The following is a 26,089-nucleotide window of genomic DNA, read 5'->3' on the forward strand; positions in this document are numbered from 1 at the left end:
TGTTCGATCACTCCTTCCCGTGGAGGTGACAGATGTGAGCCGACCGGCACACAGAGCGAGAGCTTAAGCAGCGCAACCCGGTTGCGGCAACGGTACGAGATGAACGCCCGAGCGGGTACTTTCGTTCAGGAACCGCGACCCGCACCGGCGAGCCAGGGAGATTCCGGATGAGCATCGACACATCGGCCGATCTGCGCGGGAGCATGATCCGAGACGGATTCGCCGCTCTGCCGGGCCTGCTCGGACTCGCGCACCTGCAGCAGCTGCGGGCCGCGGTCGGTGAACTGCAGGCCCGGGCCGGCACGCTCACCGCCTCCAGCGACGACTTCGTGCTGGAGGCCGCCGGGATCGGGGGCTGGGCCGCCTGGCAGCAGGACCAGCCGCCCCTGGCCGGTGTGCTGCGCTCGGCCAGCCGAATCCACCAGCACGTGACCGCATTCGACGACATCCAGCAGTCGCTGGGCTTGGCCGAGGGCCCGGTCGCGGCGGTGGCCGGTACACCGGGCCGGCTGGTCAACGCATTTCTGTGGGCCAAACCCCCGCTGGTGGGTTCGGAGAAGCCGTGGCACCAGGACATGGCCTTCGCTCCAACCGGTTTCGACCTGGACACCAGCAGCGTCCTGACCGTGTGGATCGCCGTGGAACCGGCGACCACGCGCAACGGCTGCCTGCAGTTCATCCCCGGCTCACACCGTAAGGGCCTGCTGCCGCACGTCGGCGATCCGGAGCGCGGGCCTGGTCAGCCGGCGGCGCAGCAGGCGGTCGAGCCGCACGTCGAACTTGAGGGCACGGCCGTTCAGGACCAGGCGCTTTCGCTGCCCCTGGCCCCGGGCTCAGCGGTGCTGTTCGACGGTATGGTGCTGCACCGATCAGCCCCCAACCTCACCGCCTCCGAACCACGTACCGCGGTCAGTTTCGTGTATCAGGTGCCGCGCCCGGCCTGGACCAGGGCGTAGAACGCCCGGCCGTCGAGGTGCCGGATGGTGTTCAGATCCCGCTCCACCACCGACCGCAGCGGATGTACCAGTGTGACCAGCACCGGAAAGGTCAGGTCGTTCACCGTCACCGACAGACGACCGCCCGGCTCGACCAAGAGGGCCAGCGCGTGAAAGCTCTCCAGAGAACGGATCTCGTCCAGTCCCTGGTACTCCCGCAGGGTCCCTTCCACCGGCGAGACCATCCCGGCGATGGCGCAGTGGCGCTGCAGGGCGTAGCCGGTGCCGACCCGCTGCCGAAACCGCTCCGGGTCCGTGTAGGCGTCGACCGTCCATTCCAGCTGCGACTCCCCGATGCCGAGACCAGCCGTGGCCGGGATACCCCCACCGGCGATCCGGGCCCCGATCTCCACCAGGCACGGACCCTCGGGCGTGAGCCTGACCTCCAGGTGAGCCGGTCCGTGCTGGATCCCCATCGCGTCCAGCACCTCGAAAGCGTATTTCTCCAGCGCCGGTACGACCTGGTCGGGCGAGGGCACCAGCACCAGCGCGTCGCACAGGTCCACGATCCCGTTGGCGCTGATCCGGTCGGTGCGCCAGACGTCGCACACCTGGTGCCGGCCGTCCCGACTGACGGTGTTGACCATGTACTCGGTGCCGGACAGGTATTCCTGGGCCACCACCGCACGATTGGGCTGCGCGAAAACGTCGAGTTCACCGATCAGTCCTCGGTACGCGGCCACCGACTCCTCGGGCGAGTCACAAAAGTGCACACCCTGGCTGCCCGAGCTGCGCAGCGGCTTGATCACCACCCGCCCACCGAGCCGCCGGTGCCACATCTCCAGTTCCTGGGCGTCGGTGACCCGCAACTGCCGGCCCGCATGCACTCCCGCTGCATGCAAGGTCTGCACCATGAGGTACTTGTCCCGCCGGGCAGCGCTCAGCGCCGTGCCGTTGCCGGGTAACCCCAGCGAATCGGCCAGCAGATCAGCGAACTCGACGCCGACCTCTCCGCCGGGCACCACCGCCACCGGCGCGAACGCCCGCACGGCGGCCACCGTCGCGGCCACGTCGCCCTCGTGCTGGATGTCGGCCACGAAGTCGCTGGCCACCGGCAGGGCGGACCGGTACACCGGGGGCACCCCGATCGTGGACTGCACCCGCACGCAGTCGAACCCTCGTTGCCGAAAAGCCAGGACAAGCGATCGGACGGCCGCATAGGCATCCACCACGACCACACACGGACGGTCCCCGGTAGCGTCAGGCATACGAGCAACATAAGCGACCGGCACCGGTCCTTTCGAGTGCTCGGTGACGGCGGCCTGAACTCAGGCCGCCCGCAGCCCCTTCCGCGAACCCGTGCCCTCGCAGAAACCGGATGCCATGACCTCACTTGTCACCCCGCTGCAGCGCTCGCCGTATCTCGTTCCCCTGCTGCTCTTCAGCAACACCAGCGGAAGTTTCCTGGTGCTGGTCGCCCTTTCCACGCAGGTCGGCTCGGACACCGGCTCCGGGCTGCTGGCCGGCGCCGTGCTCAGTGCCCCCTGGCTGCCGGCCCTGCTCCTGGCCCGCCCGCTGCAGCGACTGCTGACCCAGCACTCGGCCCGCCGGCTGATCCGCACGGCCGAGATCTGCAGCCTGGCCCTCACCCTGGCCGCGATCGCGCTGCCCGGCCCCGCCCTCGTCGTCGGCGCCACCACTGCGCTGCTGGTACGCGGCTTCTGCGAGGCCGTCACCCGCTCCGGCACCTCGGTCCTGCTGCGCCTGGTCACCGACCCCGGCCGGCTCAACCGGGCCAACACCCTCGCCGAGATCGGCCGCCTCACCGGAACCAGCGTCGGGGCCGCCCTGGTCGGCCCGGCCGGCACAGTGCTGTCCCTGCGTGGGCTGCTGGTGCTCAACGCCGCCACCCTGCTCACTTCGGCTCTGCTGGCCCGGGCCCTGCCCGAACCCGGGCCGGCCGTCGAACCGGCCACCGACCAGGCTCCGGAGGATCGCCTGAGCCCGCTCATCCACAACCCGGTGCTGCTGGCCCTGTTCGCCCGGTTCTCACTGGTGGCCCTCTGGCAGGGTTTTCACACCATCGCGGTCACCGTGATCCCGTTGCAGGTGCTCCACGGCGACGAGCGACTGGTCGGGATCTTCGTCGCGCTGTCCTCCCTGGCGATCTTCGCCGGTTCGCTGGGTGCGCTGCCGGTGCAGAAATACCTGGGCCGACTGCCCTCCGCCACCTGGCTCCTGCTGCCGTTGCCACCGCTGGTGGGAGCCGTCCTGATCGCCCGGACCGTCCCGTCCCTGCTGTTGTACGCCGTGTTTCTGGTGCTGTTCGAGGTCGCCTACGTCTACTTCAACAACCGCCTGCTGGCGGCCGCGACGCCGGAGGAGATCCCTACCGTCGTCACCGTGCGAGCCACCGCCATGCCCCTGGCCGTGGTCACCGCGATCGTGGGGGTGGGCGCGGTGAGCGACCTGGCCGGGCCGACGTCCGCGGTACTGCTCGTGGTGGCGTGCACGGTGCTGGTATCCGCTGTCAGTGGATCGGAAACCGCTCCCGGACGGCTGCTGTCACGTGGATCCCGCTGACGGGACCCACGTCGTTCAAGTGTTACTGACTCGTCAGTCGAACGCGCTCAACCGTCCACGACGTCGCGCAGAGCCTCCGCCGGGGTGGCCACCGGGCACCCGTCGCCGCTGAGCCGGCTGGGCCGGGGAACCAGGTCCGGCAGGGCCAGCAGCACCGGCGAGTCCAGCAGATGACGCCGCCGCATCCGCACGGCCGTACTCGTCACCCCCTCGGCACTCACCCGAACCCGAATCAGCCCGCTGCGCAGCACCTCACACCCGTCCTGCTGCTGATCACCGGCGAACGTGGCCGCCGTCGCGACGGCGAGCACGTACCAGGTGCCCACCGGCACCTGCGCCAGCTCGTAACAGCAGGGACGACCATGAGGGACGTCCACCAGGACTGCGGCGCCGACCGGATGCTGCAGCAGCGGGCTGGGAAACGCCCCGACCAGGGCGCGGGCGTTACCCAGTCCGGCCGGGAGACTGATGGTTCCCGCGATCGTCCCCGCCGGCGTGCTCGGGGCGGTCACCGAGGGCGGGCCGAACGCCTTGGCGTTCGCCATCCGCCGGAAGCGCCCCGGGGAGACCCCGACACTGGCGGAGAAGTAGTTGGTGAAGGAGCCCAGGCTGTTGTAGCCGACCGCGAAAGCTACGTCGGTGACCCGGATCGAGCTCTCCAGAAGCATCCGCTTGGCCTCGGCCACCCGCACCGCGGCCAGGTAGCGCCCCGGGGTGATGCCGACCGTGTCCCGGAAGAGCCGGGCGAAGTAGAAGCGGCTCAGTCCGGCGCTGTCGGCCAGTTCCTCCAGCGACAGCGCCTCGCCGTACCGCCGCCACATGCACTCGACGGCCTTCTCCACCGCGCTGTCCATCTGCCACCTCACTGCCTAGACCGGGATTCCAGTCTGACCCGCCGATGTCGTGGCCAGCTCAAGCCGGGCTCGGTGGCTCGCTCCAGCGTTGGTCGAAATCCTTTTCCGGGAAAGACTTCAGGAGACCAGCGTCGGGTCACCGGACAGGATGGCCGCCTGCAGCCGCTGCACCCGCGGGCCCGGCTCGACCCCCAGTTCACGGTTCAGTTCCGAGCGCAGGCGGTGAAAGGCCTGCAGCGCCCGCCCGACGTGACCGGCCCGGCTGAGCGCGGTCATCAGGAAGGCGCACAGGTTCTCGTTCATCGGGCTCTTGGCCGTGAGCAGGGTCAGCTCGCCCAGCAGGTCGGCGTGCCGGCCCAGCGCCAGGTCCGCCTCGATCCGCCGCTCCAGCGCCCCCAGGCGGTGCTCCTCCAGAGAGGCGGCCTCGATCTGCAGCACCCGCCCCATCCGCACGTCCACCAGGACCGGCCCGCGCCACATGTCCAGCGCCCGGGTGTACTCCAGCGACGCGCGCCGGTAGTCGCCCTCCTCCGACGCCGCCCGCCCCGCCCGCACCCCCTGGTCGAACACCTCGACGTCGGTCTGGCACATCGCTCCTTCCAGCAGGTACCCGTTGTGGCGGGTGCTGAGGATCTGCCGGGCCCCCGGACGCCCCGAACTCGCCTCGGCCAGGGCGTTGCGCAACTGCAGGATGTAGGTCTGCAGGGTGGTGGAGTAACTGCGCGGCGGCCGTTCGGCCCACAACTCCTCGACCAGGGTCGGAACGGTCACGACGCGCCCCATGTTCACGGCCAGCACGGCCAGCACCTGTCGTTGCTTGGGGGCGCTGGGGGTGACCGGTCTGCCGTCGAGACGAAGGGCCAGAGGGCCGAGCAGATCCACGCTGAGCGGCCTGACTTCCCGGTGCATTCGTAATTCCCCCTGATCAATGGCGAATCCGTCCCACTGAGGATGCATCGGGGCGGCACAAATATCTAGGGACTAAGCCGCTTTCGGCAGAATTCTCATCTGCGGGAGGCGGCCCGGGCCTCGAACACCTGATCGGGCAGTATTTTCCGGCTTCCGCGGCTGATTCTTCTCGTCCGGGCGGCGTGTCCGGCAACCACGGCCGGGATGATCTTCGAGGACCGCGGGACAAAGTCGATACCCGCCACCTTGCCATGACATCGTGGCCCTGATAACGTCGGCGGCTTGGTTAACGGCCTGCTAATAAGGTTTAGGGCCGTCTTTCTCCGCAGATCCCGCACGGCCACCGGCCGGAGCCCGGAAAAGCCCACCCCAGATACGGTATCTGCGGAGATGGCGTGACACATCCGCAGGTCCGGCGGGCCTTTCGGGCACCGGGCGGGCGGCACCGGAACGAGGTCGGCCACTCCCCCGACCGGTTCGCCGCGTCCAGCCGAACCGTCAAATTGACGTTATTCCCGGTAACTCGAAGCCGAACATGATTCGACGCCTATTGATGAACCCGGCCGCCCCTTTACCAGTTCGCGACCCACCGTCAGAACCATTCTTTTCTCCCACCGTCCGATTGAACCGCAGGAATACTTCGGGAGATTGAACAATTCTTCGGCCGAGATCAAGCAATTCTGTTGACCGGCCGGTGGAGAATGCCCGCGGCGGCCGGGATACGAGCGCCTCTCGAGCGCCGGTCCACCACGATCCCCCAGCTTTGCGTCGCGAACCCACCGGCTTTGTGCGAGGAGCAGATGATGCGGAAAGTAGTTTCGCGCGACGGGACGACGATCGCTTATGACGCGATCGGGGAAGGCCCCCCGATCGTTCTGCTGAACGGCAGTTTCCGCGACCACACCATTTTCGACGCCCTGGTCCCGGAGATCGCCCCGCACTGCACCGTCTACGTCTACGACCGGCGCGGACGGGGCGAGAGCGGCGACGCGCCCACCTACACCGTGGACCGCGAGATCGAGGACCTGCAGGCGGTGATCGACGAGGCCGGAGGCCAGGCCGTGGTCTTCGCCGGCTCCTCCGGAGCCAACCTGGCGCTGCGGGCCGCGGTCGCCGGCACCACCATCACCAAGCTCGCCCTGCACGAGCCGTACTTCCGCGTCGAGGGCTTCCCCCAGCCGCCCGCCGACTTCGCGCAGCAGCTCGACGCCCTGCTGGCCGCCGGCCGGCCGGGTGCGGCGGCCGAGTACTTCCTGGCCGAACTGGTGGGCTTCTCCCCGGAGCTGATCGCCGAGTGGCGCAACGGTCCGCTGTGGGCCACCAACGAGGCCAACGCCCACACCCTGCCCTACGACACCGCCGTCTGCGGCGACTTCAAGGTGCCGGTGCAGGCCCTGGCCGGCTACCGCACCCCCGCCCTGGTGCTCAACAGCGACAACACCAGCGACTGGCTGCGCGCTGCCGCCGTCGCCACCGCAAAGGCCCTGCCCAGCGGCTGGGGCCTGCAGCTGCCCGGCTCCTGGCACCGGATCCAGACCGACATCCTGGGCCGGGTCCTGGTCGGGTTCGCCACCACCTAGACCCTCAGTTCGGCGATCACGCAGGTCCTGCGTGCTCAAGCCAAAGGTGCATGATCACGGCCGGTTCGGGCGACAGGCGCACCGGCCGGCTCCTGGAACGGGATCCGGCCCGGACCGCACGGCTGCGGTGCTGTGGGAGGATGGCCCGGTGAGAGTGGATGACCTGGTTCGGCTCCGGCGTGCCCGCGATCAGATCGACCGCGACTACGCCCAGCCCCTCGACGTCACCATCCTCGCCCGCACGGCGCTGATGTCACCGGGCCACTTCTCCCGCAGCTTCCGCTCGGCGTTCGGCGAGACGCCCTACAGCTACCTGATGACCAGGCGGATCGAGCGGGCCAAGGCGCTGCTGCGCAAGGGCGACCTGAGCGTCACCGAGGTCTGCTTCGCCGTCGGCTGTACCTCGCTGGGCTCCTTCAGTTCCCGTTTCACCGACCTGGTCGGGGAAAGCCCCAGCGCCTACCGGGCCCGCCCGCACGCCCATGCCGCCCCGATTCCGGCCTGCATCGTCAAGATCCGTACGCGACCGGTCAGGAATGGAGAAGCGAAGCTCCCCAGCCGTCCGTAGGCTTCCAGCATGAAGATCACGCTCTCTCAGTGCTTCCTCTCGGTCGAGGACCCGGACAAGGCGATTGAGTTCTACCGTGACACCCTCGGCTTCGAGGTCCGCAACGACGTCGCCTTCGAGGGGATGCGGTGGATCACCGTCGGCTCCCCCGACCAGCCCGACGTGGACATCGTGCTCGAACCCCCGGTGGCCAACCCCGACGCCTCGCCCACCGACCGTGAGGCGATGGCCGGCCTGATGGCCAAGGGGCTGCTCAGCGGGGTCATCTTCGGCACCGACAACTGCGACGCCACCTTCGAGCGCATCCGTGAGGCCGGCGCCGAGGTCATGCAGGAGCCGGTCGACCAGCCCTACGGCGTGCGCGACTGCGCCTTCCGCGATCCGTCCGGCAACATGCTGAGGTTCACCCAGCCCCAGTAGCGTCCGGCCCGCCGGGCCGGCAGTTCCCGAAAACTTCACAGCCGGCTCCCCCGCGACCACATGGGTGCGGGGGCCGGCCACCCCTTGCCTTCTTCAGGTCCGACCGCGCATCCGCGAGGACTTCCCGAAAGCACCTGACCGACTGCTCTTTCCGATCTCGGTTCTGCGGCCGGATGTTTCGTGCTGCCCGGATCCGCTCGCAGAACCTGCTCCTTCAGAACCTTTTTCCGGTGGGAACCACATCTCCAGAGGATGGGAATCGATGATCGAGGCCAAGAACCTGACCAAACGATACGGCGACAAGATCGCGGTGCAGGACCTGTCCTTCACCGTGAAACCCGGTGTGGTGACCGGGTTCCTGGGCGCCAACGGCGCCGGGAAGTCGACCACCATGCGGCTGCTGCTGGGCCTGGACCGCGCGGACGAGGGCGCGTCCAGCATCGACGGCCGGCGCTACCAGGACCTGGAGCGTCCGCTGAGCACGGTCGGGGCCCTGCTGGAGGCCCGCGCCGTGCACACCGGCCGCAGCGCCTACAGCCACCTGCTGTGCCTGGCCCAGACCCAGGGGATCGGTAAAAAGCGCGTCGAGGAAGTGCTTTCGACGGTCGGCCTGCAGGACGTGGCCAAGAAGCGCGCGGGCGGTTTCTCCCTGGGCATGGGCCAGCGCCTGGGCCTGGCCGCGGCGTTGCTCGGCGATCCGGCAGTGCTGATCCTGGACGAGCCGGTGAACGGCCTGGACCCGGAGGGCATCCTCTGGATCCGTAACCTGATGAAACAGCTGGCCGCCGAGGGGCGAACGGTTTTTGTCTCCAGTCACCTGATGAACGAGATGGCGGTGACGGCCGAACATCTCATCGTGATTGGCCGCGGCCGGCTGATGGCCGACTGCTCCACCCAGGAATTCATCGACCGCGCGCGGAAAGACGCCGTCCTGGTGCAGAGTCCCGATGCCGATGCATTGGCTCAGGCAATTGCACGTGCAGGCGGGGTGGTCACTCCGAACGGCACCCAGGAACTCATCGTCGCCGACCTGGACGCCGCGAGGATCGGTGAGATCGCCGCCCAGGAAGGGCTGGTTCTGCACGGGGTCACCACTCAGCGCGGATCGCTGGAGGAGGCCTTTATGGAATTGACCCGGGAAAGCGTCGAATACAGCGCGGACACCGGTAAGGGCACGAACTCGAAGGTCACCGGAGGCAGCAAATGACCGCCACCACCGTCGGGCGCACGACGGGCACCGCCGGCCGCGTCAGCTTCGTCAACCTGCTGCAGTCGGAGTGGACCAAGATCCGCACCGTCCGTTCCACCGTGTGGTCGCTCGTGCTGTTGCTGGCCCTGTTCCTCGGCCTGACCGCGATCCTGGTCAGCCTGACCGTGGCCACCTGGGACGACACCGACGCCGAGACCCAGGCGCTGATCGTGGACGACCCGGCCGCGGTCATCCTCGGCAGCGGCTTCCTGGTCGCCCAGCTGGCCGTCTGCGTGCTCGGCGTGATGGTGATCGCCTCGGAGTACTCCACCGGCATGATCCGGGCCAGCCTGCTGGCGGTGCCGCGGCGGGTACCGATGCTGGCCGCCAAGGCCACCGTGCTCTTCGTCCTGTGCCTGGGCGTGAGCCTGGTCAGCGCGTTCGGCTCGTTCTTCATCGGGGCCCCGATCCTCGAGGAGAAGGCCCCCGTGGCCCTCGGCGATCCCGGTGTGCTGCGGGTGGTGATCGGCACCGCCCTGTACCTGGCCGTGCTGTCGGTCCTGGCCCTGGCGGTGGGTGCGCTGGTGCGGCACACCGCGGCCGGCATCACCGGGATCATCGGCTTCGTCCTGGTGCTGGCTCCGCTGGTGCAGCTGATCCCCGGCAAGTTCGGCGAGTACGCCCACGCCTACCTCCCCACCGAGGCGGGCATCCTGATCGGCCAGACCCAGCAGGGCAGCGACGACCTGCTCTCGCCGTGGCAGGGCTTCGGGGTCATGTGCCTGTGGACCGTCGCGCTGCTGGCCGTGGCCGGCTATCTGCTCAAGCGCCGCGACGCGTGAGCTGAACAGCGCCCCTCAGACGCGCCCGTGGTGTTCGCTTCCCCCCTCCGCACCACGGGCGCTGGGTGCGCGTTCGCTGCTACCGTTCCGGGCGATCCGGCGGCACGAACGCGCACCCGATCCAGACACGACCAGGGCCCCGTGACCGGAACGATCCGGTCACGGGGCTCTGGGCAGCTGCAGACGACCCGTGCGCCTACCCGATGCTCCCCCACGAGCCGTGCTCGCGATACCAGCCCACCACGTCCGTCAATCCTTGATCGAACGTCCACCGGGCCTGGTACCCCAGTTCCGCCCGGGCCTTGCTGTCGTCCAGGGCGTACCGCCGGTCGTGCCCCTTGCGGTCGGGCACGAAGTCCACCGACGCCCAGTCGGCCCCGCACAGCTGCACCAGCCGCTCGGTGAGCTCGCGATTGCTGAGTTCGCAACCGCCACCGAGGTTGTACACCTCGCCCTCCCGTCCCTGGGTCAGCGCCAACTGCACGCCGCGACAGTGATCGTCCACGTGCAGCCACTCGCGCACGTTGCGCCCGTCGCCGTACAACGGCACCCGCTGCCCGTTCAGCAACCGGGTGACGAAGTGCGGAATCACCTTTTCCACGTGCTGATACGGGCCGTAGTTGTTGGAGCACCGGGTCACCACCACCGGAAGCCGGTGCGAGCGGTGGTACGCCCGCGCCATCAGGTCCGCCGACGCCTTCGAGGCCGAGTAGGGCGAATTCGGCTCCAGCGGGCTGTTCTCGGTCCAGGCACCCTCGGCGATGCTGCCGTACACCTCGTCGGTGGAGATCTGCACGATCTTCGGGACCGACCGCTGCAGAGCACATTCCAGCAGGTTCTGGGTGCCCAGCACGTTGGTGTGGATGAACGGCGCCGCATCCTCCAGCGAGCGGTCCACGTGGCTCTCGGCCGCGAAGTGCACCACCGCATCGTGTCCGGGCAGCACGTCCATCATCAGGCCGGCGTCGCCGATGTCGCCCTTGACCAACGTCAGCCGCTGGTCGCCGAGCGGAAGGTTCTCCTCGCTGGCGGCATAGGTCAGCTTGTCCACGACGGTCACGTCGCAGTCCTGGTATCCGGGGTAGGCCCCGGCCAGCAGACTGCGCACGTAGTGGGAGCCCACGAACCCCGCTCCACCGGTCACCAGGATTCTCATGCTTGATCAACCACCCAGAAAGAACGACGGACGCCGGCGGGGCACCGGCACGTCCAGGCCCTCGCCCCGGCTCACTGTGCCCGCCCTCGGCCGGTGTCCGGTGGAAGGGGACTAGGGCAGCGCTCGGGAGTGCTCTGAAGGCCGCTGCTGCAGCGAGGAGGTCCCCAGCCGATCTCAACCGGAGCGCGAGGCGCCTGGGGAACGCTCCTGTGCCGAGGCGCCGTGACGATGCGACGCGCTTGCCTCACTCCCCCAGCGCTCCGGAGGTCGTGTGTGAAGCACCAGGTCAATGACCTCGCCATGTTCGGCGGATCCAGCGTTTTCGCGCAGCCGCTGTTCGTAGGACGCCCGAGCGTCGGTGATCGTTCCCGGTTCTTCGAGCGCCTGAGCCAGGTGCTCGACCGGCAGTGGCTCACCAACAACGGCCCCCTGGTACGGGAGTTCGAGGGCCGCATCGCCGAGGTGGCGGGGGTGGAGCACTGCGTGGCGGTGTGCAACGCCACGGCCGCCCTGCAGTTGCTGCACCGGGCCCTGGGGGTGCGCGGCGAGATCATCATGCCCTCGATGACCTACGTCGCCACCGCGCACTCGGCCCGGATGGCGGGCCTGACCCCAGTGTTCTGCGATGTGGATCCGCTGACCGGCTGCCTGGACCCGGCGGCCGTCGAGAGCGCGCTCAGCGAGCGCACTTCGGCCGTTCTGGGAGTGCACCTGTGGGGCCAGCCGTGTGCTGTCGAGGATCTGACGAAGGTGGCCGACCGGCACCGTCTGACCCTGACGTTCGATGCCGCGCACGCTCTGGGGTGCACCGAGCAGGGTCGTCCGATCGGTGGTTTCGGTGAGGCCGAGGTGTTCAGCTTTCACGCCACCAAGGTGGTCAACAGTTTCGAGGGTGGGGCGGTCGTCACCGGCAATGCCGCTCTGGCCGACGAACTGCGGGCGCTGCGGGCCTTCGGCGCCGCGGACGGGGCGATCCGGTCGGTCGGTACCAACGCCAAGCTGAGCGAGGCCGGCGCTGCGATGGGCCTGACCTCGCTGGAGGCCTTCCCGGCCACGGTGCGGCACAATCGCGCCAATCTGAAGGCCTACCGCACCGAACTGGACGCGCTGCCCGGGGTGCGGGTTCTGCCCTTCGACGAGAGCGCGAGCGCCAACTGCCAGTACGCCGTGGCCCTGATCGACGCGGAGGTCACCGGAGTCCACCGTGACCTGCTGGTGCGGGCTCTGGCGGCGGAGAACGTGATCGCCCAGAAGTACTTCTCACCGGCCTGCCATCAACTGGAGCCCTACGCGGGTGCCGTCCGGCTGCCGAACACCGAGCGTCTGGCCGAGCAGGTGATCGCGCTGCCGACCGGGCCGGCGACCTCGGTGGAGCAGGTGCGTCTGGTGGGTGAACTGTTGCGGTACCTAGTTTCTCACGGTCCCGAGCTGTCCGCGCGAGTGGGCCGGTGAGCCCTGCCCTCGCGATGCGGAACCGCGGTGGCGACCGGATCCATCCATGAGCGCGCCTCGTGAAGGGCGAGACGGCACGAGTCAGGTAGTTCCCCGGCGAGGCGACGAGACGGCGAGGCAGGCGATGGCCACCATGTACGACCAGAGTGAGCAGTGGGCTCACATCACCAGCACCTTGATCACTCCGGAGGTGGCCGCGGACCTGAGTTCCTTCCGCTCGAGCAGCCCGAACTTCAAGATCGCGCTGTGGGATCCGGGCACGAACGGGGTGCGCTACCTCAAGGACCTGGTCTACAACCTGGGCCTGCAGCTCACGGACCGGCAGCGGGCCCGGCTGCGGCGGATCCGGCACCGTCAGGTCGGCGACCCGATCACGGTGCGCTGCCACGGTGAGCTCCTGTGCATGGACTACCTGCAGGCCCTGTACGAGCTGGACTGCCTGGATCACGTCGCCGGCCTGCCCGGGGGCCGGGTGCTGGAGATCGGGGCCGGGTACGGGCGTACCTGTCATGCCCTGATGTCCAATCACGATCTGGCCGGTTACACGATCATCGACCTGCCCAACACCCTGGAGCTGTCCCGGGCCTACCTGAAGGCGGTGCTGGAGCCGCAGCAGTACGCCCGGATCACCTTCCTGACCAACGAGCAGGCGCTGACGCTGCCCGAGCAGATGCGGTTCGACCTGTGCATCAACATCAACTCGTTCGGGGAGATGCCCGCCACCACCGTGACGAACTACCTGCGGCTGATCGCGCAGCGGTGCGAGTACTTCTACACCAAGAACCAGACCGGCAAGTACATGGACAAGCGGCTGGACGGGCACGCGCAGGGGGACGAGGTGGTGGCCAAGGCGCTGAGCTCGGGGCTGCTGCGCGACATCCTCGACATCTATGACAGCGGTGCGGTCGAGGCCTCGAGCCAGAAGTATGTCGACGCCATGCGCCCGGGTCAGGAGTGGACCTGCGTGGTGGACAGCTGGGCCCGGCCGTGGAGTTTCTACTGGCAGGCCCTCTACCACCGTGACCTGAGCGCCGGTGAGCCTGTTCGAATGCCGCATCCATGACACTCGAACGCCTCGTCCACCCGCTCTTTCAGGAAGGATTCGCATGAGGTTCCTGTTCACCGCCGGCGGCAGCCAGGGCACGGTCTTCGCGATGGCCCCGCTGGCCGTCGCCGCCCGCAACGCCGGCCATGACGTCCTCACCACCGTGGACGCACCGCTGCTGGAGTGTGCGCAGGCCATCGGGCTGCCCGCCGTGCAGACCCCGCACCCGAAGGAAGCCAGCGCGCGACTGCAAGCGCTGCTGGAGGTGTCGCAGGACTGGACCCCGGATGTGGTGGTCGGAGGCCTGTCGTACATCCCCGGTCTGCTGGCGGCCTCGCTCGATGTGCTCTACGTGCGGCAGTACTGGGACATCCTGCCGTTGCGCACCGAGCCCGGGTTGCAGGTGGAGCTGGATCGCCTGGGTCTGAGCGGGGCTCCGGAGGCGGATCTGTTCCTCGACGTGTGTCCCCCGGGTCTTCGCCCCTCGCCGAGCCCTACGGCACGGCCCATGCGCTGGATCCCGCGTAACCGGCAGGGGCGGCTGGAGCCGTGGATGTACACCCGTCCCAAAGATCGTCCGCGGGTTCTCATCACCTCGGGCACCCGGAGCCTGATGCTGAACACCCCGGGCAGTTCGATGCGTCATCTGGTGGATCAGCTGATCTCCGAGGGCGCGGAAGTGGTGTTCGCCGCACCCGAGGGGGCGGCCGAGCAGTTCGCCGGCCAACTGGGAGACGTCCACATCGGCTGGCTGCCGCTGGATGTCGTGGCCCCCACCTGTGATCTGGCGATCCACCACGGGGGCGGGGCGACTGCGGTCACCTTCATGAACGCCGGGGTTGCGCAGGTGGTGATCCCGGAGAACGACTACGCCAAGGCGATCGGGGCGGCCGCCGCGGACTTCGGGGTGGCCCAGCTGGTGCTGCCCGCTCAGTTGCCCGAGGGCATCAATCTTTCCGAGGAGATCGCCGGCATCGCCCAGGACATCCTGTCCACCCCGCGCTACCAGGAGCGCGCCGACGAACTGGCGGCCCACATCCGGACGCTGCCGTTGCCTTCGCAGATCGTGCTCGAACTGGAGGAGCTCTCCTGAGAACACCGGCAGAGGGCCCGGACGCGTCGGCGTCCGGGCCCTCTGCACGTTGCCTTTTCGCTAGGAACGACCGGCCTTCTCGACGTTTCGCTTCATCGACTCGGTGTCGTTCAGGTGCGGGAAGGGCTCCGACGGGCGGGGCACCCCCAGGAAGGAGCACAGCGGTTCCCAGCCCTGCTTGACGTCGTACACCAGGAGGTTGTCGGGGTCGATGCTGTTGACCACGCCCTGGTTGTGCTCGCGGAACGCGGCGATGGCGTGGTCGCGTTCCTCGAACCGGCCCCCGAACAGCCCGCTCCAGACCAGGCTGTCGGTCACCCGCAGGATCCGGGCCGGGGTGGAGTCCGGCGGTGGCGGGCTCTGCCGGGCCCGCAGCACGAACTGGTACAGGGTGTCGTAGGTGCTGCGGTACCACTCCTCACCGTCCCGGATGGTCAGCACCACCTTGGTCTCGGGCAGGGCCTGCAGGATCTGGCGGTAGTACAGCGATCCGGGGCCGTCGACCACCGAGGTGTAGCCCTCGAACACCTTCTCCCAGTCGGGTTCCTGACCGTCCACGACGATCTGCTCCCAGCTGCGCAGCCGGTCGTCGTCGCTGATCACGTCGAACATGTGGAAGCTCGGCCCCCACCCGATCGTCTCCAGGGCCCGCTTCAGCGACGTGGTCCCGGTCCGGCCCAGCCCCACGTTCATCAGTTTCAGCATGTGTTCTCCTCGTCTGCTGGGTTCAGCTTCTTCGCGGCGGCCGGGATCAGCGCCAGTCGGCGGGTTCCTGCCGGGTCGAGACGTTCACGCAGTTCCACAGATTGACCAGGGCGATCTGCAGGACGAGGGCGCCCAGTTGCTGCTCGGTGAAGTGCTCGGCGGCGGCGTCCCAGACCTCGTCCGGGACCGGGTCGGTACGGCTGCCCAGCTGCGAGCAGGACTCGGCCAGGGCCAGCGCGGCCCGTTCGGCCGGGGTGAAGGACGGGTCGCTGCGCCACTGGCTCACCTTCAGCAGGCGTTCGTCGATCGAACCGGCGCTGGAGGGGGTCTGGTACTGACGGCCGTTGAGGTGGCTGATGTACAGCCGCACCAGGTCCAGGGTCTGCTTCGGCACGTCGGCCTGACCGATGGCGTTGGACAGGTCGAGCAGGGGCTGCAGCGCGTCGGGGACGACCAGCGAGGGGTTCTTCATCCGTGGGGGCATCGGCCTCTCCTGGGTAGACGGTTCGAGCGGGGTAAGCGTGAATCAGGCCGTGGCGGCAGCGACCAGGGCGCGGTGCAGGCGGTCGTCGGGGGTCTGCCCGGCCTCCCACTGCACCCCCAGCACGAAAGCATCGGCGCCGGCCTCGATGACCTCGACCACTCCGTCCGGGGCCGTGGCGCTGACGGTGAGCCCACGGCCCACCTCGGCGACGGCCTGGTGGTGATGACAGGCGGATTCGAACGGCCCGTCCTGCAGGATCTGGCGCACCCGGCTCCCGGGCTGCAGCTCCAGGCGGTGCCGGCCGAACTCGAACGTCTCGCTGTCCGGCTGGTGCTCGTGATTGCCGGTGACCTCCGGCAGGTGCTGGTGCAGCGTGCCGCCGTGCAGGACGTTGAGCAGCTGCATGCCCCGGCAGATTCCCAGCACGGGCAGCCCGGTCTCCAGCGCCTGCTCGACCACCTCACGCTCGATGCGGTCGGCGGCCGGGCTGGGTACCCGGGTCATGGGATGGGCCGGGGCGCCGTACAATTCGGGGTCCAGGTCCGGTCCGCCCGGGATCAGCAGGCCGTCCAGCCGATCCACCACCGCCCGCGCGCCGGGCACCAGCGGCACCAGCAGCGGCAGGCAGCCGGCCGCGGCCAGCATCTGCACGTGGGCCTGCAGGGTCAGGCTCACCACCAGCTCGGTGCCCTGCAGAGTGACCGGAGCGGTGCGGGCGCAGATCCCGATCACGGCCTGCCTCGGGTGACCCGGAGACGGTGAATTCATCGCAGGACTCCTCCCTGACGGCCGCGGTGGCCCGGACCTGAGACTAAGTTCGGCTCCGCGTTCAACTCAAGCCGACCACCGGCGAAACCTGCTCCTTGAGAACAAATTTGAGACGTCCGTCGGGCCGGGCGGCAAATCCACCGGTCCTTGAGCGGAGTTGCAGAGCACCTTGCCAGGCTGCCGGGCAATCACGCCCGGAGCGGGAACCATCGTCGGGAGGACGAGCATGAGCACCAAGATCCCTGTGCTGATCGTGGGTGGCGGTGGTTGCGGCCTGTCCGCCGCCAACTTCCTGGCCGACCACGGGGTGGACTACCTGCTCGTGGAACGGCACGCCGGCACCTCCACCATCCCCAAGGCCCACTACCTGAACCAGCGCACGATGGCGATCTACCGCCAGCACGGCCTGGACGCCCAGATGATCGAACAGGGCGCCCCGCTGGAGAAGTTCGGCCAGATCCGCTGGATCACCACCCTCAGCGGCGAGGCGGACATGGACGCCCGGGTGGTGCACGAGATGGAGGCCTTCGGCGGTGGCTCGCTGCGCGAGACCTACGCCCGGGCCGGCGCCCTGCTGCCGGTCAAGCTGCCCCAGCACCGGCTGGAGCCGATCCTGCGCGAGCACGCCGAGCGGCGCTCGCCCGGTGCGGTCCGATTCCGCCACGAGATGAAGAGCTTTCGCGACGAGGGCGACCGCATCGTCGCGCAGATCTTCGACGCCACCACCGGTGAGACCTCCACCGTCGAGGCGCAGTACATGATCGCTGCCGACGGCGGCCGCGGCGTCGGGGCCGCGGTAGGGGTGCAGATGCACGGCCGCCCCAGCCAGCTCAACGTGACCACGGCGTACTTCACCGCCGACCTGTCACCGTGGTGGCGCGAGGGCACGCTGATCACTCACCTGCTCAACCCGTACAACCCCGAGATGTCCACCAACCTCATCGAGATGGGCCCGACCTGGGGCAAGCACTGTGAGGAGTGGGTGCTGCACTTCCCACCGGGAGACCCGGTCCAGGTCGACCAGACCAAGGTGGTCCCCCGCATCCGCGAGGTGCTGGGCCTGCCGGAACTGGTGGTGGACCTGCACCACGTGACCAACTGGACGCTGGAGTCGCTGATGGCCGACCGGTACCGCGTGGGCCGGGTGCTGCTGGCCGGGGATGCGGTGCACCGTCAGCCGCCGACCGTGGGCCTGGGCCTGAACACCGGCATCCAGGACGCGCACAACCTGGCCTGGAAACTGGCGGCCGTCCTGTCCGGCCAGGCCGACGACAGCCTGCTGGACACCTACGAGGCCGAACGCCTGCCGATCGGCCGGCAGAACGTCGCCTGGGCGGTCTCGGCCGCCTCGCACCACCAGGCCCTGCTCGAGGCGATCGGCCTGGGCCACCGCACCCCGCAGCACCTGCGCGCCGCCAACTTCGACGCCTACTTCGACACCTCACCCATGGGCGAGACCGTGCGGGCCCGCGCCCGGGAGATGTTCGCCACCCACCGGGGCGGCTGCCAGGCCCACGACATGGAACTGGGCTTCTCCTACGAGGACGGCGCCCTGACCCCGGACGGCACCCCGGAACCGGCCCGGGCCCCGCTGCGCGACGTCTACCACCCGGTCACCCGCCCGGGGCACGTGCTGCCGCACGCCTGGATCGAACGCGACGGCAAGCGCCTGTCCACCCTCGACCTGCCCGGTCCCGAGACCACCCTGGTCCTGATCACCGGCCCGGAGGGCGAGGCGGCCTGGCGCCGCAGCGCCGCCCGCACCGGGCAGACCTTCGGCGTGGACATCGTGGTGGCCGGGATCGGCGAGGGCGCCGAGTTCGCCGACGTCGAGGGCCGGTGGGCGAAACTGCGCCAGATGTCCGGCACCGGAGCCGTTCTCGTGCGGCCGGACCAGCACATCGCCTGGCGCTGCCCCGACCTGCCCGACAACCCCGAGGAAGAACTGAGCATCGCGGTGGCTCAGGTGCTGCCGCCGGCCCTGACCCCGGCGCTCACCTGATCCGTTCACCCAAGGCAGCGAAAAGGGCGGGATCCCTGTTTCCCGCCCTTTTCGCTGTGCCGCAAAGACAAACGAGTGCGATGCCGCCCCGGGACGGCACCGCACTCGTTCACGCTCCGGCCTCTCAGCCGCGGGCTGCTGCCTCCTGGAACATCCAGTCCTGCACCGACTCGGCTGCCTTGAAGGCGCTCGCGATGCAGTTACCCACGCCTACCCCGTCGAAGGCCGCCCCGCAGGCGGCCAGCCCCGGCTGGGTGGCCAGGCTCGCGTGGATCCGCTCCACCCGCGCCAGATGACCCACGGTGTACTGCGGTAGGGAATCGGCCCACCGGCTGACCCGGGCAGCCACAGGTGGGGCATCCACCCCGGTGGCTTCGGCGAGCTCGGAACCGGCCAGGGCCACCAGTTCGTCGTCGTCGCGCCCGAGCACCTGCTGATCGCCGACCCCGCCGATCTGGCAGCGCAGGATCTCCAGGTCCCCCGCCAGATGACGCCATTTCACGCTGGAGAAGGTGACCGCCTTGGTGGCGTAACCCTCACGGGCCGGCACCCGGTAGCCGCAGAACCGATGCCCGCCGATCCCTTCGGGGAAGGCCTGCCGGGGGTAGGCGAACGTGATGATGGCCGTTCCGGTGTAAGGGATGTCGGCCAGGTCTGCTGCGGCCTGACTCACCGGGGGCAGACCGGAGAGCAGCTTGCTCGCGGCCTCGGCCGGCAGGGCCAGGACGACGGCGTCGGCCTCGATCTGCTGCACCGAACCGCCCGTGCTCACCTGCAGACGCCACCCGCGCTCGCGCCGCTGGAGGCTCTCGACCGTTGTCTCGAGCCGGATCTCGGCGCCCGGTGAGGTGCGCAGGATCTCCTGGGCCAGAGCCGGCGGGAGGGATCCCATCCCACCCGTGAGCGTGGCCAGACCCGGCGGGGGCTCCTGACCGGGCGGGCTGGGCGGGGCGATCAGTGAACCGGCCGCGGCGGTCAGCGACGGATGCTTCTTGAGGGCCCGCGCCAGCGGCGTCAGCATCGCCTGGAACGACAGCTCGTCCGAGCGCCCGGCGCAGACATCGGCCAGGAACGGGTCGACCAGCTGATCGACAACCTCACGACCGTACCGGTCACCTACGAAACCGGCCACATCACGGTCGGTCTCGTGCCCGCGCAGGGGAAGATCCGCCTCCTGACGGGCCCGGGCGATGCCTTCCGGCGACAGCAGGCCGGTGCCCGCCAGTTCGTCCATGTCCGAGGGCACACCCATGAACTGGTGGTACGGCAGGGCCCGGAGCGCCTTGTGCGTCCAGATCGCCGTGGCCTTGGTGGTCGCCGTGGTCAGCTGCTCGCCCAGACCCACGTCCGCCACCAGCCGGGCGGTCTTCGGCCTGCGCGCGTACAGGCCTTCTGCGCCCTCGTCGACCTGCACCCCGGCGATCTGCGAGACCGCCAGTTTCCCGCCCAGGCGCGAGCCGGCCTCCAGCACGCTCAGCCGCACCGGGGCCTCGCGCAGGGCGAAGGCGGCCGTCAGCCCGGCGATTCCTGCCCCGACCACGACCACGTGCGGACGGGGGTGGTCCTGATCTTCATCGACGTCAGCCATGCTTCCCGTTCTCTCGTTGGTACGGAGATCCCCGACGGTCGGTCGCGGCCCGGATGTACGCCCGGTCAGCGGTCCGGATCCTGCTTGTGCTTGAGCTGCTCGGCCAGCAGGCCCCACTCCTTGCTCACGCCCTCGGCGATCGGCGCGATGACGCTGAGCCAGTGCGCCGGGATGGTCTCCACGAAGTCGCGCCAGCCGTCCGGATCGGCCGCGTGCGCCGCCATCCACCGCAGGAAGTCCTTCCCGCCCTCGGTGTAGCGCACGGCGGGATCGCTGGCCACCGTCGCCGCCACACCCGCCCAGGTCAGCGGGGCGTTCCCGACTGCCTTCGGGGCCGCGGGGGCGGCCGGATCGTTCGCCCCGGGGCTGCCGTCACGGATGGCCGGCATGCGCGAGCCCGGGCCGGGGCGGGCGGCTGTCGAGGCACCGGAACGGGTACGGCGGGCGCGGGGCCCGGGCGCTGCGGCGGCGTTCGGCACGATGCTCAGATTCGGCTCGTTCTCGGCCGGCTCGACGTCGGAACCGGCCTGGGGCGCAGTGCCCCGCCGCAGGCGCGCGCTGACGTCGTGCACCGTCCCCAACGAGACGTCGGTGGCCCGGGCCACCTGTCTGAGCGGGGCCTTCGGGTTCTGCAGCAGGTACTCCGCCGCCCGCCGCCGGCCCTCACCACCGGCCACCGGACGCCGCCGGCCGTCGCGGCCCAGACGCTTGGCCGGCTGGTCGCTGCCGTCGCCCGAGCGCACCCGCAGCGAGGCCACGGTGCGCGCGCTCAGGCCGGTGATGCCGGCGATGACCCGGTCCGACCAGTCCGGATGCGCGCCGAGCACCCGCTGGGCGCCCCGGATCCGGTCGGTCTTGGACAACGGCAGGCCGTGATGGGTGTTGGCCTTCACCGCCAGGACCAGCGCCTCGGAATCGGCGCAGTCCACGAACCGCACGCTGATGCTGTTCCGGCCGCAGCGCCGCACCGCCTCGAGCCGGTGCAGGCCGTCGATGACCCGCCACCCCTGGGTCTGGACCAGGATGGGAGGCAGGCCGTCGCCGCGGGCCGCCTCGACCAGCAGGGCGATGTGCCCCTCGTCCACGCCCGCCTGACGCAGGTGCAGTCCCGGGTGCAGATCGGCGATCGGCACGGTGCGCACCGAAAGCTTCTCCAGGTTGCCCAGATCCGGACCGTCACCGGCGACGGATCCGACCGTCCCGGGCGGGGAGGTACTGAAATCTCCTGCGATCACGGTGGCCTGACCCTTCTGGACCATCCCGGTGCCCCTCCTTGGTACGGTTTCGCCGATCCTGACAGGACCCTCTCCAGACCCGGTCGAGACCAGGTTGACGTCGCTTCCGGCGCGATCACCCGGACACCGGCCCATCGAGGGTGTTTCATCAGCACTTTTGGGCATGCCGAAGGAAGCCTTCGCGGCCCAGCATGATCTTTCGGTTCCTACCGCAGACGCGGAACCGGCCTCAGCAGGCTCAGCCCCGTTGCCCGAGAACGATCTTCACCACAGCCCTCGCACAGACCCCAGGGCCGGCGCGGCGGCGTACGGCCCGTTTCCCGTTCCGGGTACGGCCTTTTGCGTGGATGATGCTTCCCCCAGTCATTGCCCGTGAATTCCAGCCCCCTCGGCCCACGATCGTTCCCGCAACCCCCGAACGCCCGATCAAGCCGCCAGTCGAGAGGACGCGGACCGGCGAGCCGGCACGGCAGAGGAACCGCAACGGAAACAGGTGCTGCTCAATCAGATTCAGCGGACCACCGGCCGCAGCCTCGGCGCGAAGCCCTCACCCAGGCCCTCGAGGACGACGGACGGATCTCCCCGCATCCGCACCGCCTGGTAACCCGACGTCGCGCAATCTCAACGGCAAGCCCCCCGCTCGTCACTGAATGTTCGCAATAGTACACAATCACAAGTTTTGTTCCATACGGAACCCCTGTCACTGCGCTCCAACGGGCAGGATCCACCACCTCGCCCGGGCACTGCATGCTCGAGGAATCCTCGAGTGCTTTTCGAGTGACTGGTTCACGCCGGCGGCCGATCCGGAAGTCGATGTGCCCGTTCGAGAAGACTCCGACTCGACGCCCGCGTTCCCTAGGACGTTCTCGACGCCACGGGCCTGAAGTGCGCGAATGCACTGTGGAACACGACCGAGGCGGAGATCGAGGCCCGTTCTGCCCAGGGCCGAGGCCCGGCACCCGGCGAGAGTTGGTCAGGATTCGAGAAGCACCGGGCCGCCCAGCGCACTACCGTCGTGATCACCGATGAGGACCGTAGGTCGTGACGAAAGGGGCACCGAGTATGGCGACGGAGAAGGCCACAGACGGGTTCAGCGCCGAAGAGCGGGCCGCCATGAAGGCCCGGGCCGCGGAGCTGCGGGCCGAGGGCAAGAAGGGCGCGAAGAAGGCCGACGGCCTGCAGCAGGTGCTGGACGCCATCTCGAACATGGCGCCCGCCGACCGTGACCTCGCCGAGCGGGTGCACGTCACCGTCACCGGCACGGCCCCGGACCTGACCCCCAAGACCTGGTACGGCATGCCGGCCTACGCCGATGCGGCGGGCAAGGTGGTGGTGTTCTTCCAGGAGGCCGGCAAGTTCAAGGCCCGCTACTCGACCCTGGGCTTCCAGGACGCCGCGAACCTGGACGACGGAGGCCTCTGGCCGACTGCGTTCGCCCTGGTGGAGTGGAGCCCCGAGGTCGAGAAGAAGGTCACCGAGCTCGTGCGGGCCGCCATCTCCTGACCGCTGCTCAGCACGGACGCCCAGTACCGGCGCCGCGGCCCGTCCGCATGCTTCGCCGGCGCTGGGCGCCACCATGTCCGCGTCACCATTTCCATGTCATCATCGCCGCGCCGAACCCGTTCCGCGGCGCGTCGAGCATGCGCCCAGCGATGTCAGCGGCTGAAGGTGAAGTGCGTGACGCCGCTCGGGGTCGAGACCGTCTCCACCTGGTACTGCTGCTCCAGCCCCTCCAGCCCGTCCCACAACCGCACGCCGCGCCCCAGCAGGACCGGCACCTGCACCACATGCAGGTGATCAATCAGCCCGGCGGCCAGGAAGTCCCGCAGCATCGTCGGTCCTCCCCCGATCCGCACGTCCTTACCCGAGGCCGCCTCCTGAGCGATCTTCAGGGCCTCGGCCCCAGGAGCGTCGAGAAAGTGAAACGTCGTACCGCCCTCCATCTCCAACGGCGAGCGCGGCCGGCTGGTCAGGACGTAGGTCGGGGTGTGGAACGGCGGGTTCGGGCCCCACCAGCCCCGCCAGTTCGGGTCGTCCTGCCATCCAGGAGGCCCGAACTTGCGCGAGCCCATGATCTCGGCACCGATCCCCGGCTCGTGCTGCTGGGCAAAGGCGTTGTCCACTCCCGAACTGCCGCCCGGAAGTCCCATGATCGGGGCGCCGAAGGCGGTGGCCATCATCCACTGGTGAAGTCGGTGACCGGCGTGCCCGAACGGTTGTTCGGCGCTCAGGCCCTCTCCGGTGGCGAATCCGTCCAGGGAGATCGTGAAGTTGTGGACTCGGGTGCGTGACATGATTTCTCCTTCATTTGAGACGATTGACTTTGCCGCGCAGCAGTTCCCGCTCGCGTTCGTTGCGGCAGAGTTCGGCGGCCCGTTCGAGTTCCTGGCGGGCTTCGTGGGTGCGGCCGAGCTGGGCCAGGAGCTCGCCGCGCACACTCGGCAGCAGGTGTGAGCCGGCCAGTCCTTCGAGCTGGTCGACGATGGTCAGGGCTTCGTGAGGCCCGTAGGCCCGGGAGACGGCCACCGCGCGGTTCAGATCAACAATTGGGGACGGGGCGAGCCGGCCCAGCGCTTCGTAGAGCAGAACGATGGTCCCCCAGTCGGTTTCCGCGACCGATGGAGCCGCGGCGTGGCACGAGGCAATTGCCGCCTGCAGACCGAAGGCGCCCAAACCGCGTCCTTTGCTGGTTGCCTGAGCCAACGCGGCCTGCCCCCGGACGATTGCCGCGCGATCCCAGCGGCGCCGGTTCTGTTCTTCGAGCAGGATCGGCGCGCCGTCCGGCCCGACCCGGGCCGGGAACCGGGCGGCGGTCAGTTCCATCAGGGCCAGCAGCCCGTGCACCTCCGGATCGTCGGGCACCAGACGGCTCAGCACCCGGGCCAGCCGGCGTGCTTCGTCGGCCAGGTCGACCCGCAGCAGATCCTCCCCCGCGGTCGCGTTCGCTCCTTCACTGAAGATCAGATAGAGGACGTTTCCCACTCCCCCGAGTCGTTCGCGGCGGAGCTCGGCCGAAGGTAGTTCGAAGGGCACCCGGGCAGCCGCCAGGGTCTTCTTGGCCCGGGTGATCCGCGCCTGGATCGTCGGCACCGGGACCAGGAAGGCCCGGGCGATCTCCTCGCTGGTCAGGCCCCCGACCACGCGCAGGGTCAGGCCCACCCGGGCTTCCGCCGACAGCACCGGATGGCAAGCCATGAACAGCAGGGCCAGGACGTCGTCATCGATGGCGTCCGGATCCCACTGCTGGTCGTGGTGCTCCTGCGGCTGCTCGTGGGCCAGCGCGGTGTACCGCTCGTCCAGGGCCGAGCGCCGCCGGAAGGCATCCACGGCCCGGCGGCGGCCGACCGTGAACAGCCATCCGGCCGGGTTCGGCGGCACGCCCTCGCGCGGCCACTTCTGCAGCGCCTCGGCCAGGGCTTCCTGCGCCACGTCCTCGGCCAGCGAGAAGTCCTGGGTGAAGCGCGCGAGGGCACCGACGATGCGCGCGGACTCGATCCGCCACACCACCTCGACCTCCCGCTGGGCCGAGGTGTCGTTCAGAGCTGGCCGTTCTGCTCGCGCCAGGCCCGCTCCCGGGCCACGTACTCGTTGTCCTGCGGGAACTCGTCGATGCTGGCGACCCGTCGGATCTCGGTCTTCGCCCCCGGGAACGCAGGCATCCGGCGCGCCCACTCCACCGCGTCCTCCAGGGCCGGCACATCGATCAGGTAGAAGCCACCGAACAACTCCCGGACCTCCCCGTACGGCCCGTCCGTCACCAGCGCAGGCGTGCTGGAGTAATCGACCACGACACTCACCTCGGGATCCAGGCCCTCGGCCGCCAGCAGCACCCCGGCCTTGATCAGCTCGTCGTTGAACCGTCCGACAGTCTCCAGCATCTCCTCCATCGGCACCCCGGACATCGCCGCGAAAGTCTCCTCCGATGCCCGCATGACCAGCATGAACTTCGTCATGACCAGAACTCTCCTTCAGTCGTCTCGCCGGATGCCTGCCGCGCCCGGCTCACCCATGATTCGAACGGGAGCGAGCCGGATCGACATCCTCGCGAGATTTTCTCGGCCGAGTTCTCAGTTCGGCATCAGTTCGGCACGGGCACCGGCCGGGCGTAGCTGGCGAAGACGGCCCCGGTCGGCGACGAGGACACCTTCAGCAACTGAAGCCGGTGAGCCGCAGTGCCCGAGCCGAACAGCCGCCGGCCTGACCCCGCGACCGCCGGGGCCACCACCAACTCCAGACGATCCACCAGATCGGCATTGATCAGGCTGCCCGCCAGCCGGATCGAGCCGTGGATCCCGATGTCCCCGCCCTCCTGCTCCCGCAACCGCCGCACGTAGTCGACGGCCGGCTCGGTGACGACCGTGGTGTTGTCCCATGCCGCCTCGAAAGCGCCCGAGGTGAAGACGTGCTTCGGGGTGGTGTTGACGAAGTCGGCGAAGGGCTGCACGTCGGAGGTGGGCCAGTAGTCCACCCAGTAGTCGTAGGTGCCCCGCCCGAGCAGGATGTCGTCCTGATCGGAAATCACCGACCGCAGGTTCTCGAACACCGCATCGTCCACCTCGTGCATCCAGTCCCCCGGCTCTTCGGCAACCCCGTCCAGGGACAAGAGCTGGTAAAGCACCACGTCGCGCATGTCGTTCCCGTTCGTCCGTCCCGGTTGTGTCCAGACTCAGACCGCAACCGG

At 69.2% G+C, this 26,089-nt stretch carries 25 protein-coding genes; 12 read left to right on the forward strand and 13 right to left on the reverse strand.

From position 1 onward, the window contains the following. Positions 1-167 precede the first annotated feature (167 nt). Positions 168-956 (forward strand): phytanoyl-CoA dioxygenase family protein, encoded by a 789-nt coding sequence (locus LR394_RS33025; protein WP_231448550.1) that lies wholly within the window; start codon positions 168-170, stop codon positions 954-956. Here the strand turns inward: LR394_RS33025 and LR394_RS33030 are convergent. Continuing rightward, positions 923-2,203, reverse strand: a complete 1,281-nt coding sequence (locus LR394_RS33030) for an ATP-grasp domain-containing protein (RefSeq protein WP_231448551.1) — start codon at positions 2,201-2,203, stop codon at positions 923-925. The genes LR394_RS33025 and LR394_RS33030 overlap by 34 nt on opposite strands. A gap of 115 nt (positions 2,204-2,318) precedes the next feature. On the opposite strand from LR394_RS33030, the gene LR394_RS33035 reads away from it, so the two are divergent. Then, complete coding sequence (locus LR394_RS33035) at positions 2,319-3,518, forward strand: MFS transporter (RefSeq protein WP_231448552.1); 1,200 nt, start codon at positions 2,319-2,321, stop codon at positions 3,516-3,518. A gap of 47 nt (positions 3,519-3,565) precedes the next feature. Here LR394_RS33035 and LR394_RS33040 read toward each other — a convergent pair whose 3' ends face one another. Together LR394_RS33040 and LR394_RS33045 are read right to left on the reverse strand one after the other, a co-directional pair. Then, positions 3,566-4,372 (reverse strand): helix-turn-helix domain-containing protein, encoded by an 807-nt coding sequence (locus tag LR394_RS33040; protein ID WP_231448553.1) that lies wholly within the window; start codon positions 4,370-4,372, stop codon positions 3,566-3,568. Between the two features lie 117 nt (positions 4,373-4,489). Next, positions 4,490-5,281 carry an AfsR/SARP family transcriptional regulator gene (locus LR394_RS33045; RefSeq protein ID WP_231448554.1) on the reverse strand — a complete coding sequence of 264 codons (792 nt, stop codon included), beginning with the start codon at positions 5,279-5,281 and terminating at the stop codon, positions 4,490-4,492. 803 nt (positions 5,282-6,084) lie between these two features. On the opposite strand from LR394_RS33045, the gene LR394_RS33050 reads away from it, so the two are divergent. The 5 genes from LR394_RS33050 to LR394_RS33070 all read left to right on the forward strand — a co-directional run bounded on the left by LR394_RS33050 (position 6,085) and on the right by LR394_RS33070 (position 9,880). Beyond that, positions 6,085-6,861 (forward strand): alpha/beta fold hydrolase, encoded by a 777-nt coding sequence (locus LR394_RS33050; protein ID WP_231448555.1) that lies wholly within the window; start codon positions 6,085-6,087, stop codon positions 6,859-6,861. A gap of 148 nt (positions 6,862-7,009) precedes the next feature. Next, positions 7,010-7,429 (forward strand): helix-turn-helix transcriptional regulator, encoded by a 420-nt coding sequence (locus LR394_RS33055; protein ID WP_231448556.1) that lies wholly within the window; start codon positions 7,010-7,012, stop codon positions 7,427-7,429. A 9-nt stretch (positions 7,430-7,438) separates the two neighbouring features. Beyond that, positions 7,439-7,849, forward strand: coding sequence for a VOC family protein (locus LR394_RS33060; protein ID WP_231448557.1), 411 nt, complete (start codon positions 7,439-7,441; stop codon positions 7,847-7,849). A gap of 262 nt (positions 7,850-8,111) precedes the next feature. After that, positions 8,112-9,056: an ABC transporter ATP-binding protein gene (locus LR394_RS33065; RefSeq protein ID WP_231448558.1), complete on the forward strand. Its 945-nt coding sequence runs from the start codon at positions 8,112-8,114 to the stop codon at positions 9,054-9,056. After that, positions 9,053-9,880, forward strand: a complete 828-nt coding sequence (locus LR394_RS33070; RefSeq protein ID WP_231448559.1) for an ABC transporter permease subunit — start codon at positions 9,053-9,055, stop codon at positions 9,878-9,880. Before LR394_RS33065 ends, LR394_RS33070 begins: the two co-directional genes overlap by 4 nt. Before the next feature lie 196 nt (positions 9,881-10,076). Here LR394_RS33070 and rfbB read toward each other — a convergent pair whose 3' ends face one another. Continuing rightward, positions 10,077-11,036 (reverse strand): dTDP-glucose 4,6-dehydratase, encoded by a 960-nt coding sequence (rfbB, locus tag LR394_RS33075; RefSeq protein ID WP_231448560.1) that lies wholly within the window; start codon positions 11,034-11,036, stop codon positions 10,077-10,079. Between the two features lie 273 nt (positions 11,037-11,309). Here rfbB and LR394_RS33080 point away from each other — a divergent pair, with 273 nt between their 5' ends. From LR394_RS33080 to LR394_RS33090, 3 genes are read left to right on the forward strand one after another with little or no spacing between them, the layout of a single operon-like run. Continuing rightward, positions 11,310-12,488 carry an aminotransferase class I/II-fold pyridoxal phosphate-dependent enzyme gene (locus LR394_RS33080; protein ID WP_231448561.1) on the forward strand — a complete coding sequence of 393 codons (1,179 nt, stop codon included), beginning with the start codon at positions 11,310-11,312 and terminating at the stop codon, positions 12,486-12,488. Positions 12,489-12,534: 46 nt separating this feature from the next. After that, positions 12,535-13,551 (forward strand): putative sugar O-methyltransferase, encoded by a 1,017-nt coding sequence (locus tag LR394_RS33085; RefSeq protein WP_231448562.1) that lies wholly within the window; start codon positions 12,535-12,537, stop codon positions 13,549-13,551. Positions 13,552-13,603: 52 nt separating this feature from the next. After that, positions 13,604-14,626, forward strand: coding sequence for a glycosyltransferase (locus tag LR394_RS33090; protein WP_407937179.1), 1,023 nt, complete (start codon positions 13,604-13,606; stop codon positions 14,624-14,626). A 60-nt stretch (positions 14,627-14,686) separates the two neighbouring features. On the opposite strand, the gene LR394_RS33095 is transcribed toward LR394_RS33090, so the two are convergent. The 3 genes from LR394_RS33095 to LR394_RS33105 are packed head-to-tail and all read right to left on the reverse strand — an operon-like array spanning position 14,687 to position 16,583. Then, the gene (locus LR394_RS33095) at positions 14,687-15,331 is read right to left on the reverse strand and encodes a sulfotransferase family protein (RefSeq protein WP_231448564.1); all 645 of its coding nucleotides are present in this window, start codon (positions 15,329-15,331) and stop codon (positions 14,687-14,689) included. A gap of 46 nt (positions 15,332-15,377) precedes the next feature. Then, positions 15,378-15,815, reverse strand: coding sequence for a carboxymuconolactone decarboxylase family protein (locus tag LR394_RS33100; protein WP_231448565.1), 438 nt, complete (start codon positions 15,813-15,815; stop codon positions 15,378-15,380). Positions 15,816-15,857: 42 nt separating this feature from the next. Beyond that, positions 15,858-16,583 carry a gamma-glutamyl-gamma-aminobutyrate hydrolase family protein gene (locus tag LR394_RS33105; RefSeq protein ID WP_231448566.1) on the reverse strand — a complete coding sequence of 242 codons (726 nt, stop codon included), beginning with the start codon at positions 16,581-16,583 and terminating at the stop codon, positions 15,858-15,860. A gap of 226 nt (positions 16,584-16,809) precedes the next feature. Here LR394_RS33105 and LR394_RS33110 point away from each other — a divergent pair, with 226 nt between their 5' ends. Continuing rightward, positions 16,810-18,585 (forward strand): FAD-dependent monooxygenase, encoded by a 1,776-nt coding sequence (locus LR394_RS33110; RefSeq protein ID WP_231448567.1) that lies wholly within the window; start codon positions 16,810-16,812, stop codon positions 18,583-18,585. A 124-nt stretch (positions 18,586-18,709) separates the two neighbouring features. On the opposite strand, the gene hemG is transcribed toward LR394_RS33110, so the two are convergent. Then, positions 18,710-20,173 (reverse strand): protoporphyrinogen oxidase, encoded by a 1,464-nt coding sequence (hemG, locus tag LR394_RS33115; RefSeq protein ID WP_231448568.1) that lies wholly within the window; start codon positions 20,171-20,173, stop codon positions 18,710-18,712. 65 nt (positions 20,174-20,238) lie between these two features. Further along, entirely contained in the window at positions 20,239-21,432 is a 1,194-nt protein-coding gene (locus LR394_RS33120) for a ParB/RepB/Spo0J family partition protein (RefSeq protein ID WP_231448569.1), read from the reverse strand. A 1,038-nt stretch (positions 21,433-22,470) separates the two neighbouring features. Between LR394_RS33120 and LR394_RS33125 the strand changes: the two genes are divergently transcribed. Continuing rightward, entirely contained in the window at positions 22,471-22,911 is a 441-nt protein-coding gene (locus LR394_RS33125; protein WP_231448570.1) for an iron chaperone, read from the forward strand. Between the two features lie 152 nt (positions 22,912-23,063). Here LR394_RS33125 and LR394_RS33130 read toward each other — a convergent pair whose 3' ends face one another. From LR394_RS33130 to LR394_RS33145, 4 genes are all read right to left on the reverse strand, one after another. Then, positions 23,064-23,702, reverse strand: a complete 639-nt coding sequence (locus LR394_RS33130) for a dihydrofolate reductase family protein (protein WP_231448571.1) — start codon at positions 23,700-23,702, stop codon at positions 23,064-23,066. 10 nt (positions 23,703-23,712) lie between these two features. After that, entirely contained in the window at positions 23,713-24,972 is a 1,260-nt protein-coding gene (locus LR394_RS33135) for an RNA polymerase sigma factor (protein WP_407937180.1), read from the reverse strand. Then, positions 24,945-25,361 (reverse strand): YciI family protein, encoded by a 417-nt coding sequence (locus LR394_RS33140; RefSeq protein WP_231448573.1) that lies wholly within the window; start codon positions 25,359-25,361, stop codon positions 24,945-24,947. Before LR394_RS33140 ends, LR394_RS33135 begins: the two co-directional genes overlap by 28 nt. A 125-nt stretch (positions 25,362-25,486) precedes the next feature. After that, entirely contained in the window at positions 25,487-26,038 is a 552-nt protein-coding gene (locus LR394_RS33145; RefSeq protein WP_231448574.1) for a dihydrofolate reductase family protein, read from the reverse strand. Positions 26,039-26,089: the final 51 nt, after the last annotated feature.

It is taken from the genome of Kineosporia babensis, assembly GCF_021129305.1.
Taxonomy (GTDB): domain Bacteria; phylum Actinomycetota; class Actinomycetes; order Actinomycetales; family Kineosporiaceae; genus Kineosporia; species Kineosporia babensis.